Here is a 16,072-nt window from a genome sequence, read left to right as displayed (position 1 = left end):
TTGCAACCTAACCTGTCAGCATTAGCAGTTAATTAAGATGACATTATAATTTAATTAGAGACTAATGATTTTGTCACTAACAGGATATTAGCTTACTCTTTTACGGTTAAAAATGTAGCTGCGGGGTAGAAGTTTATGCATCTGAAAGCAAGCATTTAAGATAAGCCATTGAGGTTCCTTATTGCTAACGGCAGGACTATAGCAAAGGTGCTACCCTCGCCGGGAGTAGAGTCCACTGATATTTCACCCTTATGTAATTTCAGGATCTGCGATGACAATGATAGACCCAGACCAAAACCTGTGACCGGCCCCACATCGTTTTCCCTGTAAAAAGGTTGGAAAATAAAAGGCAGGGATTCAGTGGAAATGCCCTTGCCGGTATCTTTGACGAGGATAGTAGCTTTGTTGCCTGATATCGTGAGTTTCACAAAAGCAATGTGATTATCTGAGTATTTACAGGCGTTCACAATGATATTCTTAATGGCGCTGAATATCAGTTGGTCATTTCCAAATACCAGGAGGTTTTCTTCATTCAGCGGAAGTTCGTTAAAATCGAGTTTTACCTGGTAGCCGGGGTTTATATTTTTCATTTCCCTCGGCATCCGCAACAAAACCTCATCTATCCTTACAAGGTTAATTTCTAATCCGGTCGATGTGCCCGAAGCTGAAGCAAACTGCAGCAACGTGTGCGTTAGCCTGTTGAGGTGATGCACATCTTCGAGTACAGATTGAATGATCAGCCTGTATTCTTTTGCCTGGCGATCTTTCTGCAGCGAAACTTCGAGTTGACTGAAGATCGATGTAAGCGGTGTCGAAAGCTCATGTGAGGCATTTGCAATGAATCGTCCCTGGGTTTGAAAACTTTCTTCCAGGCGGTTGAGTAGCACGTTCAAAGTGCCCGTAAGGTAGGACCATTCATCATTCTGAGCACTGGCTTTTATTCTTTTAGCAAGATTTTGCGCTGTTATTTCATTTACATCGTCGGCTATCTTCCTGATTGGCTGTAGCAGGCTTTTTGAAAACAAATAGCCTGCGCCAACAGTAAGTAAAATGCCGCCAAAAAAACATAACCACAATACGAACCGAAGCTGATCAAGATTCTTTTTGCCTTCAGGATCATACGCCGCCGCGATCACAGTAACCGCCTGGTTACCTTTTTGATAATGATATGCAACCACATCTTTTTCGCCAGCAAGAAAATATACGTTTTTATCTCTTTTTGCCCTCTTCAGAATTTCGTTGCTGACAGCAATAGTGTCATCCACCTTATCAGTATATACGTATTCAAGATTGCCCGCGCTGTCATAGGCCTGTATGCTTTTGTCAACCATCGCTACACTGGTACTGGCGTCAATTTTTTGGATCAGTGATCTGTTGAACACGTCTCTCTGTCCCAGCAGTCTTGCCGTGGTCATGGCACGGTTGACCAGCCTTGTCCGAAAATTCCCTTCCCGGTTTTCGTAAGCAAAATAATAAATGGACAGGCAGACTACTGTCAATATCGTAAATACGATCAATGTAAAGAACAATGTAATTTTAATCTTAACAGGCATTATTTAAGGCTCTCTTTTAATATGTACCCTGTTCCAACAATAGTCTGAACCAGTTTTTCAGCAAACGGTTTATCTATCTTATTTCTTAGATAATTGATATAAACATCAATCACGTTTGTATTGCTGTCAAAGTCCGTGTCCCAGACGTTTACTGCTATATCAGCCCGGCTAACCACACGGTTTTTGTTCCTGAGGAGGTATTCAAGAAGTTGAAATTCCTTTGCAGTCAGATTGATTTTATTTCCGTCCCGGAAAACTTCCATTGTATCAAGATTCATTTCGAGGCCACTGGCTTTCAGGAAATTCCCAACCGGAAGATGCTGATTCATAACATGTTTCAGTTGAGCCCTGATCTTCATCAATAGCTCTTTAAATTCAAATGGTTTTACCACATAATCATCGGCCCCTGCATCATACCCCTCAATCTTATCGTCCAGCCTGCTCATAGAGGTGAGCATGATAACAGGTATCTTTTCGTTTTGATTACGAATCAACTTACACAATTCGAATCCATTGATACCGGGTAGATTTATGTCGAGGATCACAAGATCAAAGCTATGGTTCATAAATATGCTTAGCCCGATGTTCCCATCATATGCAACTTCCACATGATAGCCATGTTCAGAAAGACCGAACTTTAGTGTATCAGCTATCTTGCGTTCGTCTTCAATTATCAAAACTTTTCGTTCTTCCATTGTGAATATGATTGTAGACATTCAAAAATACCTAATAGTAAAGTATTACGGCATTTCTAATCATTTTCTAATCCAACCTTAACCCTGGGCTAATAGGATACGGCTACTTTGCGCTATTAGCTAACACAAGAGGCACTAACAGCTATTTTTCGGGTTAATCTACAATGGATATTAAATAGTAAAGATGGAGAAGTTCTGGAGCAGTATTTATTTTGGTAACACTATCGCGGATTGGGCGATATCCATAGCAATCGTGCTGGCGGGGCTATTGATTCTGCGACTGGCGAAGCATCAGCTTTTGCGTTGGCTCAAAAGGTGGTCAACGAATAGCAGAACTACAATAGATGATTTTATAGTTCGGTTCATAGAGAGTTCTCTTATTCCCTTTTTATATTTTGCCTGTCTGTATGTTACCAGTCTATGGCTGGTACTACCCGTGCATGTCGATGATATTATTGGCGTGGCGATGTTATTGGTGTCGACATTCTATATACTAAAATCCATTTCAGCATTTCTTGAATATTTTATCATCAGCATCCTCAAAAGGCAGGCAAACGGAGAATCCAAAGAGAAACAGGCCCGTGGCATACTGATCATCCTTAAGGTTGTGGTTTGGCTGTTTGGGATCATTTTCGTGCTTGACAATCTTGGTTATAACATAACGACAATTATAGCTGGTCTCGGTATTGGTGGTATAGCGGTAGCGCTGGCGGCGCAGACTATTTTGGGGGATTTGTTCAGTTATTTTGTTATCCTGTTTGATCGTCCGTTTGAAATCGGCGACTTCATCGTTGTCGAGGATAAGATGGGAGTAGTTGAATACATTGGTATAAAGACTACCCGGCTAAGAACACTTGGAGGGGAACAGCTAATCTGTTCAAATAAGGATCTTACTGATTCCCGCATTCACAATTATAAACGGATGGAGAAGCGCAGAGTTGTGTTCCAACTCGGCATTACGTACCAGATCGAACCGGATGTCCTGGAAGAGATACCATCCCTGGTCAGGACGGTCATAGATGCTAAACAGGAAGTACAATTTGACAGGGGACATTTCTCCGGATTTGGAAATTCGAGTTTGAATTTTGAATTTATCTACTACGTTTTGAACGCAGATTATTCTGTCTTCATGAATATTCAGCAACAAATTTATTTTGAAGTATTCCGACTGTTTAACGACAGGGGAATTTCTTTTGCTTACCCAACCCAGACCTTGTTCATCAATAAATCAGAAACCAGTGATTTGGAAGCAGTTTAGATTCTATTTTAGGCGCGCTTAGTACTCTCACTGCTTCCTTTCCGGAACTTAAACCGTTCACTGCAAGTAATAGCACAGTGATCCCGACAAGTCTGGTGATTACCGATGCACTGACAAAGGAATTCCATAAAACTTTATTAATTTTTACGCCTGTGGAAACGCGGTTCTTATAGCATCTTAAATGCAAAACTATAAGAACATGGAAACATCAAAAATCTTAACTGCGGACATCCTCGATATTGTATTCGACGGAAAAAACAAGGAATATGGTGCCTATGAGTTGCGTAAATCGTATGCCGCTCGACTTAGGTTGGCCATAACCGTTACTGGTAGCATTGTGTTGTTGTGTGTTGCAGGCTTTTTATTTGCTGACGAAAAGGAGATGATAACAGGAAGGATGATAGACATACCCGAAACCGAATTAGCTAAGGTTTTGCCAGACAAAGCTGAACCTCCGGTTATTCCACCTCCACCGGTAAAGCAACCGGAAGTTAAGGAACGGCGTAATGTAACCATTGTTGTTGTACATGATCAGCTGGTTCCACCGGATGAAGTAATTCCCTTAAACGAAGATCTTGACAAAGCCAAAATTAGTCTGGTCAATAAAGATGGAGTGCCATTTGAAAACCTGGCCCCTTCCATCGGAGAATCTCTTGAAAAGGGGATCATAGTTGAACCAAAGAAAGAGAACCCGGACTCCGTATTTCTTAGCGTGGAAATTGAGTCGAGTTATCCCGGAGGAGTTGAAGCCTGGAAAAGGTTCCTGATCAAAAACCTGTCGAACAATTATCCACAGGATGCGGCTGAAGCAGGAATACAGGGCAAGGTTGTAGTCATGTTCATAGTGGATAGAGATGGAAATCTTAGTAATGTCCAGGCAGTTGAAGGACCAAAAGAACTTCATGAACCCGCCATTAAAACCATTAAGAAGAGCGGTAAGTGGCAGCCAGCTCAACAGAATGGAAAAATTGTGAATTCCTACAAAAGACAGCCTATAATCTTCACAATTGCGGACCAATAATATAGACGTTTTTGCTAATTATTTTTCGGGCTGATAGAAGACAAAGCAGTGACCTCCCGTCCAACTGTCTTGGTCTTTTTTTGGTTCTTTAAGTTGCCGCAGACTTAAGCGATCAGCCATTATACATGACCTTTGGGCGACTTTATTGTCGAACTATTCACCAGATCTTAGTATCCAGACTTCCTTTTTTGTTGCAAACCAGATAATGCCACCGCGCAGAGCCCCAGTTGCAGCTACCAGAAGATCATTATTTTTGCACAAATTTTTCCGGTATGTCTTCAAAGCTTTCAGGGTGGGATGATACAATAGTGGCTCTTTCGACAGCCCCTGGAATCGGGGCGATTGCTGTGATAAGACTAAGTGGTAAAGATACGTTTCGTATAGTAAACGAATTGTTCCCATCAAAAAACCTCTTTGAGCAGCCTTCCCATACACTGCATGTAGGGTATGTTGTTGATGACGGCGTTACACTGGATGAAGTGGTTTTGGGCCTCTATAAAGGCCCTAAGTCTTATACCGGTGAAGATATCATTGAGGTTTCCTGCCATGGATCTCCGTTTATTCAGCAACAGCTTATACAGGCATTTGCGGCTCATGGTGCCCGTCACGCAAAGCCCGGTGAATTTACCCAGCGGGCTTTTTTAAATGGAAAACTGGACCTTACACAGGCCGAGGCAGTGGCTGACCTGATTGCAAGCAATACCGAGGCTTCCCGAAAGGCTGCCCTCAATACGATCAGGGGTGGATTTTCTCATGTACTCAGCGAATTGCGGGACAGACTGATAAAATTCTCCGCACTCATAGAGCTTGAACTGGATTTCTCGCAGGAAGATGTTGAGTTTGCCGACCGGACCCAGCTTTATAGTTTGCTGGACGAAACAGCGGAAACAACCGGTCGCCTTATTCAGTCTTTCAGGCTTGGAAACGTGATTAAAAACGGTGTACAGGTGGCCATTATCGGTAAACCGAATGCGGGTAAATCAACTTTACTGAATACCCTGTTGAATGAGAACCGGGCTATTGTCAGCGATATAGCAGGGACCACCCGAGATACCATTGAAGAGGTATTAAACATTGATGGGATACTTTTTCGTTTGATAGATACTGCTGGCATAAGAGAACACACTACTGATGTGATCGAAAGCATAGGTATTGAGAAAAGCCTGGAAAAGATGGCTCAGGCAGATATTGTCATCTATATTTTTGATATCAATGAAGAGACGCCTGAACAGATCCAAAGCGTTGCTGATGATCTTCAACAACGGTCAATAGATTATATCCTGATCGGAAATAAATCTGATCTCGCTGGTCCCGAACTTCATGAGACCTTTAAAAAATTTGAAAACCTGATTCCTGTTTCGGCAAAAACAAAAGAACATATCGACGTATTAAAAGACCGGCTCACAGCCATGGTGCTGGAAGGTAGTGTACAAACTGAAGGTGCGATCGTTACCAATGCGAGACATTTTGATTCTCTTCAAAAAATAGCGGTTTCGGTACATGAGGTCCGGCAGGGACTCGAAAATAATATTCCATCGGATCTCATCGCCCTGGATATCCGCAGATGCCTGCACTTCCTCGGAGAGATAACAGGAGAGATCACGCATGAAGATCAGCTGGACTATATATTCAGCAAGTTTTGTATCGGGAAATAAATTTCATACCTAATTTTACTTCTCCTTCATTTACCTTACAAGCCGCAATCCGCCAGTGGGGGAGCCCATGGTATCATTTTTGTTTCAAGTATAACTTACCTTTGATAATATGCAGAGGAAATCTAATTTTTTTTCTCCCCTCCTTATTCTAATATACTGTGCTATCAGTTCTTGTAGTGCTCCGCGGTCGATATTAACATCGGGTAAAGTGCTGCCGAAAGGACAAGTCAGATTCGGGATAAATAACACTGTTAACGTTTCATCCGCTTCCATTGAGCAATCCATCAAAGGTTACAGGAATCTTGCAGAATCTGTTTCGAAAAAAGATACCGTTATTTATTCTCAGCAAATTGCCAATCTAAATTCAGTTTTTATGGCGTATTGCTTAGATCCTATCAGTTACAATACCGAATTCTATTTCAGATATGGTTTGGGACATCGTTTTGATATAGGTTACAGGAACACAGGCGGCGCCAATGCTTTTGATGTGATGTATCAATTTATGGGTTCCAATAAAAATAGTAATGAATCAGATCAAGGCGGATTTTACGGCAGTATCGGAACTCAGTATTCCTGGCAGAATTACGGCTTCGTAAATTTCTCCAAATTCAATATAGTTCAAAAGCTTTTCGGATGGGATATGAACAGAAAAGACATTACCATTCCTTTGGTTTTCAGCAAGTCATTCGGGCCAGAAGAACGTTACGGTGGTTTTTCATTCGGAGTAGTTTACTCCCACAGTTTTATCAAATACAAAATCTCTCCGAAAAATATTTATGCGGAAAAGATAATGGATCAGGTTCCGGCGGAGCTGTTATTGCCCATTTCCCATAAATCAGGTTTTGATGCGTATGGAGCTTTTATCAATGTAAAAGTCGGAAAAAAATATGTGTTTTTTAATTTCTCATTGGCAGCGTACTATCAGAATTATGGAAGATACAAAATGCTGGGTCGCTCGGAGGTATTGCTGAAAGGAATAAGCATTGTTCCCTCTTACGGACTGCAGTTTAATATCTTTTCTAAAACGAAAAAGAAACCTGTGGATGGAAAGTAGATTCTTAAAACGTCTCCCAGGATTCCCTAATTACTTTCGTATCGGGAAGTAGCCTTATGTCATGTAGGCAAATCAGACGAATGTATCGCGGCCTTGATCTTTCATGCCACGTTGGTGTTGATGACATTATTCTATAATTGTGTCTGGTGGTATGCAATTAAAAAGGATGAGCTTTTAGAAGATAATGTAGACGAAAAGCTTATTCGCGCCCTTAGAAGGGATTATGCAATTGCCCATGGGCTGTACCTGGCGGCCTCATCTTCGCTTGTGGAGCGTTCCTTTCAGTATTATGCCTGTTTTGTTTTTATACGTCTATTTGGCCTTACCACGGGTCAGCGAAAAAAGGGTAAAGGGAGGTATGATCCAATGAAGTGTCGACAATCGGAGGGCCTGTTTTTTGTATCATCTTAATTTAAAATCCCCATCATGAGTACAAGCACTAATCAACCTGAACTGGTTTTTTCAGATGACACCTACCAGTTAACAGGTGTAGCTATTTCTAAAGCCGGCCGTTTGTTTACGTGTTATCCGCTATGGCCGGGTCCGCATAAATGGGGGTTAGTTGAAATTGTTGGGCCTGAGGCATGCAGGCCTTATCCGGATGAACGATGGAATAGCTGGAAGGAAGGTGACAATGGAAAGGATAAATGGGTTTGTGTGCAGGCGGTGTATGTTGATGATGAGGATTACCTATGGGTAGTGGACCCGGCCTGCCCTTTCATGGAAGAGGTATATGATAACAGTTTTAAGCTGGTTAAATTTAATTTGGCCACCGATACCATAGAAGAAGTGTACACGTTTGATGACGTCCTAAGCAACAAAAGTTACATCAACGACGTGCGGGTTGATACCAAAAGGAAAATAGCTTATTTAACGAACTCTAATGAAGGGGGAATAGTGGTGGTTAATTATGAAACGGGAACAATCAGGGAGTTATTACGCAATCATTATTCAGTGAAACATGACCCCTCCTTCAAACTGTTGGTGGATGGAAAAGAATTTAAAAAGAATGGCAAACCGGTTCAGCTTCAATCCGATGGAATTGCATTAACTGCGGATGGCGAATGGCTGTATTACAAACCGCTCACAGATGATAAACTGTACCGGATCAGAACGGAATTTTTGCGTAATGAAGAAGTGGGAGAGGATGAACGGGAGGCTGCCGTGGAAGATCTGGGAAGATTTGCTGTTACCGACGGGATGATCTTTGATGCAAGAGGCAACCTGTATCTGGGAGATTACCCGAACTACAAAATGTTAACAGTGACGCCTTCACAAAACATGGAAGATTTATTGTCAGACGAAAGGCTGATCTGGCCGGATAGTTATGCCATCTCACAGGATAATTATTTATACATCAGCTGCTCCCAGATCAATAAGCAACCCGATTATAATGAAGGCGAAAATAAAAGAACATCCCCTTACACGATTTACCGCTTAAAGTTGCCTGCTACCTAAACAGCCGCATTCATGAAGTCTTTTACTTCGTAACGGTGTGGAAGCATGTTGAATATCATGGGATCAAAAAACACCGATTCGATCATTCGGCCTATCGAATCTCTTGATTATTCCATATATTCATCATCAGCATGGCGGCTCTGATCAAATTCCCTGCTTCATCACACATGAATAAATACTATTTGGTTCTATACGTTTTGCTGTTTACGCAGCAATCCTTCAGCCAGGCCACTTCGGGAAAATTGGCAAACTTCACGATCAACGCGAAGACATTGCAAAATGCTGGCGGTGAAAATAAAAATCGCAATGTAACCGTTTATCTTCCTCCCGGTTACGAACAGGGGACCAGGCGTTTTCCGGTAATTTATTATTTGCATGGATTTATGGGAACCGACAGTATATCTTCATCAATGAAGATGATCCTCGACAGGGGAATTGCCCAACAAAAGATCCGTCCATTCATTTTAGTTATTGCCAGCCATTATACATTATACGAAGGAAGTTTCTACAGCAACTCGTCCCTTACCGGTAATTGGATTGATTTCCAGGCAAAAGAATTAGTAGAATATATCGATAGGAATTTCAAAACGCTGGCTACCCGGGACGGACGTGGAATAGCCGGTCATTCCATGGGAGGATATGGAGCAATAAAAATCGGTATGCTGTTTCCGGATGTGTTTAGCAGCGTGTATGCATTGAGCCCGGGTCTATTGGCATTCGTAAAGGAGTTTGGTCCCAACAGTGATTCGTTCAAAGAACTGGGCCAGATTAAAACGCAGGAAGAATTAAAGAAGACATATTATCCGAAAGTACTCATAGCAGTGGCCAGGGCCTGGTCACCTAACCCTGCAAAGCCTCCTTTCTACTGTGATGTGCCGTTTACATACCAGGGAGACAGTTTAATTGTAAACGACGAAGTCATGGAGAAATGGAGTCAAAACATGCCCGTGTATATGGTGGATAAATATGCATCGAACCTTCGCAAACTAAAGGCATTGAAGCTTGACTGGGGAAGAAATGACGCGAGTCGTTTTCCGGTTCAGTGTGGTATGTTCAGTCAGCGGTTGGAGAATTTAGGAATTAATCACTTTGCTGAAGAATACATCGGAAATCATGGAAATAAAATCTGGACGACAGACGGACGGGTTTTGAATGACTTGCTTCCTTTCTTCAATGAGTATTTAAAATTCGATTAATTAATAACTGCACATGCTTGCGCTCCTGGGGTTCTCTACCATTGTTGTATTCCTGATCCTGATTTTAACGAAAAGGCTTTCGGTGATCACCGCGTTGGTATTGGTACCGGTGTTATTCGGATTACTTTCGGGCCTTGATCCAAAAGAACTCGGTGAAATGATGCTGGCAGGAATCAAACAGGTAGCTCCTACCGGGATCATGCTTGTATTTGCTGTACTGTATTTTGCCGTTATGCTTGATGCGGGGCTGTTTGACCCTGTTGTAGCATTCATCGTCAGAACAGTTAAAGGTGATCCGTTGAAGGTAGTGATGGGTACTGCCATTCTTACTATGATTGTGCATTTGGATGGAGACGGTACGGCTACGTTCATGATCGTCCTCTCCGCTTTTCTGCCGATTTATAATAAGTTGAAGATGAGTCGCCTGGTGCTCGCCGGGATTGTAGCTCTCAGCGTTGGTCCTCTGCATCTGGTGCCCTGGTCAGGTACCTCGGCCCGAGCGATTTCAACATTAAACACCTCAGCTGATAAACTCTTTAATCCTAACCTGCCAGCTATCGTTGCTGGCATAACCTGGGTATTGATTGTTGCATACATCCTGGGAAGAAAAGAACGAAAACGATTAGGTGTAGTTGATTTTGCCTACCAACATCATGCATCCTTAAGCGAAGAACAAAAATCGTTTCGCAGGCCTAAGTTAATCTGGCTAAATGCCGTCCTGACGGTTTTATTGATTGTGATTTTGATGAAAGGTTGGATGCCTGCACCAGTTCTGTTTGTCATCGCAAGTGTATTTGCCCTGCTGATCAATTATCCTGTACTAAAAGATCAGCAAAAAATAATGAAGAGTCATGGGGCGAACATTTTTTTGGTGTCGAGTATGATCTTTGCCGCAGGGATTTTTTCCGGAATTCTTACAGGGTCGAAGATGATCGAAGCGATGGCATCGACATTGGTATCGCTGATTCCGGAAGGGCAGGCCAATTTGTTACCAATACTGACAGCGGTGACCAGTATGCCATCCAGTATGCTCTTTACACCAGATGCGTATTATTTTGGTGTTGTGCCGGTTTTGAGCCAGGCTGCGCAGAATTATAACATTGATCCGCTGGAGATTGGCCGTGCTGCGTTGTTGGGACAGATGACTGTTGGCTTTCCTTTAAGTCCACTGACCGCGTCCACCTTTTTGCTTATCGGCCTATGCGAAGTGGAGCTGGGCGATCACCAGAGATTTATTTTTAAGTGGGCATTTGGAACCACCATCGTTATGACCATCGTGGCAATTATTACGGGTTCAATACATATTTGATTTATGAAAGACAAGATACGGATTGGTTGTGGCGCGGGTTTTTCGGGCGACCGGTTAGACCCCGCTATTATCCTTGCTGAGCAAGGCAACCTCGACTACCTGGTATTGGAATGCCTTGCAGAAAGAACAATCGCTCTGGCGCAGAAACGTAAAATCAAAGATCAGACAAAGGGTTATGATCCTTTACTGGAGAGAAGGATTGAATCGTTGTTACCCGCGCTGTCGAAAAATAACGTAACGCTCATTACCAATATGGGGGCTGCCAATCCCATGGAAGCTGCAAAGAAAGTTGCCGATATAGCGCGGAAGCTGGGATTGAAAATCAGGATAGCAGCGGTAACGGGTGACGACGTTTTTGAAAAGCTTGATACCTCTTCAATCGCCCTTGAGACCAATGAACCGGTTGGCAATTCCGGTGAACTGATTTCTGCAAATGCGTATTTGGGCGCAGAGGGACTTTTAGAAGCACTGCATGCTAACGCAAGTGTTATTATTACCGGCCGGATAGCCGACCCTTCATTGTTCCTGGCACCGATGATCTTTGAATTCGGTTGGTCTACCAGCGATTATGATCTGTTGGGCAAGGGTACGGTGATTGGGCACCTGCTCGAATGCGCAGGTCATATCACCGGTGGGTACTTTGCTGATCCAGTTAAAAAGCCAGTTGAAGGTTTGCATAAACTAGGGCACCCGTTTGCTGATGTTAACAAAGACGGATCAGCAGTTATCAGCAAAGTAAAGGGCACAGGAGGCGTGGTAAATCTTATGACCGTCAAAGAACAACTGTTGTATGAGGTGATCAATCCTTCTGAATATTTTACGCCAGACGTGATAGCTGATTTCACATCTGTAAAATTACATGAGATCAGTCACGACCAGGTGCAGGTTACCGGTGGACATGGAAAAGCAAAACCGGAGACTTATAAGATCAGTGTAGGATACAAGGCTTTTTATGTCGGGGAAGGAGAAATCTCGTATGCGGGGCAGGCTGCGTTTGAACGCGCAAAGCTTGCCGGAGAAATTGTAGCAAAAAGATTTTCGGAAGGTTTGGTGATTTCTGATCACCCGATTACAGACATCAGGGTTGATTACATTGGGGTGAGTTCTGTTCACCGAACGGATTTTAGCACAGCCCCGGTTTCGCCTTACGAGATCAGGTTAAGACTGGTTGGAAAGGCACAAACACCAGAAGATGCAGCTTTGATCGGAGAAGAAGTGGAAGCGCTCTATACCAATGGTCCCGCGGCTGGCGGTGGTGTGCGAAAACTCGTGAACGAAGTGGTAGGTATCGTCTCCACGTTAATGCCGAGAACTGAAATTGACATGCAAGTAACAATCATTGAATCCTGAAAAATGAAACTCTACGACATTGCGCATAGCCGTGCAGGTGATAAAGGCAATACACTTACGTTATCGCTTATCCCTTTCCTCGAGTCTGATTATGAAATGATTTGTGAAAAAGTAACCGCTGAGAGGGTTAGAAACCATCTCCGGCAGGTTGTGTCCGGAGAGATTATCCGTTATGAGTTACCTAATATTTCCTCGCTCCTGTTTGTCTGTCAAAATGCGCTATTGGGTGGCGTAACTACTTCGCTGGCTATTGACACACACGGTAAAACATTGAGCTATGCATTGCTGGAGATGGATATATAATGAAATGCCTGATCTCATTTCATTTGTATTTGGGAACTATTAATATCTGTACCTTTCTCAATCATCCTTTTAATTATGATCCACATCGTCATGAAGCATAAACTTAAGAGCCAGGCTAAATCTTCCCTTTTAGCCGTCTTACTTATCCTCTGCGCACTAGCAAAGGCGCAGGATGGTACAATCTATCCACTCAAAGCCCCTGCCGAGCCGAATGCCATTCTGCTCGGCACGGGCGGTGTCGATAATCAGCCAGCTTCTGAGACCTGGTTCCGCCAATGGGGTGACCCCATGGCGCGGAATATCACGACTGCAACCCTCACTCCCTTTCTGCCTAAACCGGGAAAGGCAAATGGCACGGCTGTGATCGTGGCGCCGGGAGGCGGATTCAGGTGGCTTTCGATGGGCAATGAAGGCTGGGAGGTTGCAACGGCGCTTGCCGAGCAGGGAATTGCCGCCTTTGTGCTTAAGTACCGGCTGCACCCTACTCCCGCATCGCTCGACGACTTCAAGGCCTGGATGAATCGCCCCCGCCCGACACCGGTTGCGTCTTCCGACAGTTCGAAAAGCGCAACACCACCGACGCCGCCAGCAATGGATCTATCTAACCAGTTAGCAGATGCCGAGGCGGCCTACGCCATGATTCTCAAGCGCGCCAAAGAGTGGGGTGTTGATACGGGCAGAATAGGCATGATAGGCTTCTCGGCCGGCGCCGGTTTAACGATGCATTCAACACTTCACTCAAAGACCATGAAACTGGCTTTCATCGGTCCGATTTATGGCGGAATGGGCCCTGTGGAAGTGCCGAAGAACGCTCCTCCAATGTTCAGTGCTATCGCCTCTGACGATTTTCTTTTCCGCGGTCAGTTCGGTGTAATTGAATCCTGGTACAAAGCGGGCATACCTGTTGAGTTTCACCTCTACCAGAATGGTGGACACGGTTTCGGCCTTGGAAATCCCAACAGAACTAGCAATCGCTGGTTTGATGCTTTCATGCACTGGCTGGAGGTTAACCGCTTTCTCAAGGCCAAATCCGAAACTTGATTACCCGGTCACCGGGCCAGCAGCAGACTTTCATGTGGGACAGAGCATAATTTCCACTGCCAGATTCGCAGGAGAAAGATGTTAATAAATATTCTAAACCGACAATTGGGCGATAGGTTTATGCTTCATAGAAAAGAAGATAATGTTGTTCATCCTCAAATTATTTGGAGAATAAAGTTGTGAAAAACATGTTTTTCTTAATGACTTCAGAGTTTATGTTACCAGCAATGTTGACCGAAGGCTTAGGGTTAAGCGATCTTTTTTTTACAAATAGCACTCAAGCAAAAGAAGCTGCCAAATATGAGCAGCTTCCAATATTCAAACAATACCGGTTAGCTTCAGGTGTATATTGCATGTTACATTCACTGCCCAAAATTCATGAATTTTCTTGCTTTCAGCGATCTCATTTCTCTTTTTCCCTGTATGCGACTAAGTTGATGTCAGCGATATTATTGCCTAATTTCTGGCCCAATTCCACACTAATGTCCTGTGTAAACTGGTAGTGTATGCCTGCATAAAACCTGGAATTAGCAGCTTCTCTCACCAATGCGCTAATAGAAGCATACTGCCGCGAACCGTCGCCCCTCCAAACATAGGTGTTATCCGTCAGGGGCAGGTCGCCGAACTCTCTTTTCAATACCTGCATAAAAGGAGTGATTATCCCGGCAAGTCCGGAAGTATAATCAGGGTAGGGAGGGGTGACTAAATAAGCCTGCCAGCCTGGATCGATAAGCCGGTTGATATAAGTAATCGGCCGCACCAGGTTAAACTTGAACTTTGCTCTCCATACGATAATAGGACCGTCTTTAAAAGCAATTGAAGTTTTGGCATAAGTTTGAGCGGCCTGACCCAGCTTCGCTTTCTTGCTCTCCAATATCTGTGTTGCGATAGAAATAGCATGTGCGCCTGCTGCAAAATGCACTGTGGCCCCAGGACCACCGCCCCACCAGTTGGCAATTCTTTTTTGCTCTGCCGTCAATGCTTTCCCTACATCATAAACTTCTTTTGCCGCTTTGTAGAATTGAGATGACGGGTCTTCCGAATAAGGAAAAGGTAGCGGGGGTGCTGTGGCTGTAAGGCTATACGCCAGGAAAGGTCTTGAGTTCGCTAAGAAAGGCCCCACCGGAGCAACAAATGCAGGAGGTGTGGGCACCCAGGAACCCGGAAAAACAGGTATTGTATACCCAACACCTGAAAGGTTGAAATTATCGGTGGTTGACCATTTGTAAATTGCAGTGGCAATGGAACGTCCGAAGGCCTGCGAGCGGTTAACAACCGCATCTGATGTACTTAATCTGAATCGGTTGTTATAGGCATTCTCAAGTGAATCCATCCTGACTTTATCAGCATTAGTCAAGCCAGATAAAATCTGCTTAAACATACTTGGAAAGTACGCATTGGCGCTGGCGCCCCACAAATAATCTTTGTTAGGCTCCACTGTTGGCATAGCTGGCATTTGATAAAGTTTGGTCGATAAACTTACAGCTCCATTGATGCCCGGTTGGACTGCTTCGTACAAACCTACTCCTACAAAACCAAAGTTTCTATAGTTTTGTAGTACAGGTGAAGGGTTTGAGATCAACTGAATTTGTGCTATCAATTTATACCAGTCATACACCACATCTGCACTTTCCTCGGTAGCCTTCGGTGGATGGTCAAAATCTTTAACACAGCCAGACAGCAAACCTAAAACCGTGATCATAATAATCAGTTTTGAGCTATTAATAATCTTAGTTAATGTGGGTTGCATAATTAATAATTTTAATGGTGAAAGAAACGGTTAAGAGAACGTACATCACTTATTGATTTTAAGGGTGAATGAATCAGACACTGAGCTACTTTCAAGAAGGGGCATTATTTCAATAATTGCGCAATCGAAATATTGAAACTACAATCATCATAAACCAAAGGGCAGTTGGAATTAGCAGTTTGCAGAAATCGATGAAGATTTGTGGAATTGAGTTCGGGGCTGGCAAAATGTAACTGGAGAATATATAATCTGCGAACTAAATCAATCAACGCGGCAAATTGTTCATCAGATCCTCCAATGGCTCATTCTACCTTAGTCGGCGTCAAAAAGAATGTAATTTTGCCAGGATAATGTATTCCCTGAACGAGATAGATTTTAGTTAATTTAAATATTGAGTTTTTCTCCAAAGACAGGGTTATGTACACCTGA

General features: G+C 43.4%; 13 protein-coding genes. 10 read left to right on the top strand and 3 right to left on the bottom strand.

The window, feature by feature from the left end:
* Nucleotides 1-155 precede the first annotated feature (155 nt).
* Complete coding sequence (locus ACX0G7_RS07545; protein ID WP_458922830.1) at nt 156-1,553, bottom strand: ATP-binding protein; 1,398 nt, start codon at nt 1,551-1,553, stop codon at nt 156-158.
* Entirely contained in the window at nt 1,553-2,248 is a 696-nt protein-coding gene (locus ACX0G7_RS07540) for a response regulator transcription factor (protein WP_458922829.1), read from the bottom strand. The genes ACX0G7_RS07545 and ACX0G7_RS07540 overlap by 1 nt, the downstream gene beginning before the upstream one ends.
* Nucleotides 2,249-2,432: 184 nt before the next feature.
* Here ACX0G7_RS07540 and ACX0G7_RS07535 point away from each other — a divergent pair, with 184 nt between their 5' ends.
* From ACX0G7_RS07535 to ACX0G7_RS07490, 10 genes are all read left to right on the top strand, one after another.
* A complete protein-coding gene (locus ACX0G7_RS07535) occupies nt 2,433-3,506 on the top strand; it encodes a mechanosensitive ion channel family protein (RefSeq protein ID WP_458922828.1) in 1,074 nt (357 codons plus the stop codon).
* A 199-nt stretch (nt 3,507-3,705) separates the two neighbouring features.
* Nucleotides 3,706-4,527 (top strand): energy transducer TonB, encoded by an 822-nt coding sequence (locus tag ACX0G7_RS07530; RefSeq protein ID WP_458922827.1) that lies wholly within the window; start codon nt 3,706-3,708, stop codon nt 4,525-4,527.
* Between the two features lie 272 nt (nt 4,528-4,799).
* A complete protein-coding gene (gene mnmE / locus ACX0G7_RS07525) occupies nt 4,800-6,182 on the top strand; it encodes a tRNA uridine-5-carboxymethylaminomethyl(34) synthesis GTPase MnmE (RefSeq protein ID WP_458922826.1) in 1,383 nt (460 codons plus the stop codon).
* A gap of 373 nt (nt 6,183-6,555) precedes the next feature.
* On the top strand, nt 6,556-7,236 hold the full coding sequence (locus tag ACX0G7_RS07520; RefSeq protein ID WP_458922825.1) for a hypothetical protein: 681 nt from the start codon (nt 6,556-6,558) through the stop codon (nt 7,234-7,236).
* A gap of 426 nt (nt 7,237-7,662) precedes the next feature.
* A complete protein-coding gene (locus tag ACX0G7_RS07515) occupies nt 7,663-8,694 on the top strand; it encodes an L-dopachrome tautomerase-related protein (protein WP_458922824.1) in 1,032 nt (343 codons plus the stop codon).
* A 167-nt stretch (nt 8,695-8,861) separates the two neighbouring features.
* Entirely contained in the window at nt 8,862-9,890 is a 1,029-nt protein-coding gene (locus ACX0G7_RS07510) for an alpha/beta hydrolase (RefSeq protein ID WP_458922823.1), read from the top strand.
* A 13-nt stretch (nt 9,891-9,903) separates the two neighbouring features.
* Nucleotides 9,904-11,199 (top strand): CitMHS family transporter, encoded by a 1,296-nt coding sequence (locus tag ACX0G7_RS07505; protein WP_458922822.1) that lies wholly within the window; start codon nt 9,904-9,906, stop codon nt 11,197-11,199.
* Between the two features lie 3 nt (nt 11,200-11,202).
* Entirely contained in the window at nt 11,203-12,549 is a 1,347-nt protein-coding gene (locus tag ACX0G7_RS07500; protein WP_458922821.1) for an acyclic terpene utilization AtuA family protein, read from the top strand.
* 3 nt (nt 12,550-12,552) lie between these two features.
* Nucleotides 12,553-12,852: an AtuA-related protein gene (locus tag ACX0G7_RS07495; RefSeq protein ID WP_458922820.1), complete on the top strand. Its 300-nt coding sequence runs from the start codon at nt 12,553-12,555 to the stop codon at nt 12,850-12,852.
* A gap of 75 nt (nt 12,853-12,927) precedes the next feature.
* The gene (locus ACX0G7_RS07490) at nt 12,928-13,893 is read left to right on the top strand and encodes an alpha/beta hydrolase (RefSeq protein ID WP_458922819.1); all 966 of its coding nucleotides are present in this window, start codon (nt 12,928-12,930) and stop codon (nt 13,891-13,893) included.
* Between the two features lie 403 nt (nt 13,894-14,296).
* Here the strand turns inward: ACX0G7_RS07490 and ACX0G7_RS07485 are convergent, their stop codons facing one another.
* The gene (locus tag ACX0G7_RS07485) at nt 14,297-15,595 is read right to left on the bottom strand and encodes a vanadium-dependent haloperoxidase (protein WP_458922818.1); all 1,299 of its coding nucleotides are present in this window, start codon (nt 15,593-15,595) and stop codon (nt 14,297-14,299) included.
* Nucleotides 15,596-16,072 lie beyond the last annotated feature (477 nt).

The sequence above is a fragment of the Flavitalea antarctica genome, from assembly GCF_054461535.1.
Note: the sequence above shows the minus strand (reverse complement) of the source record. Positions and strands in the feature narration are given on the sequence as shown.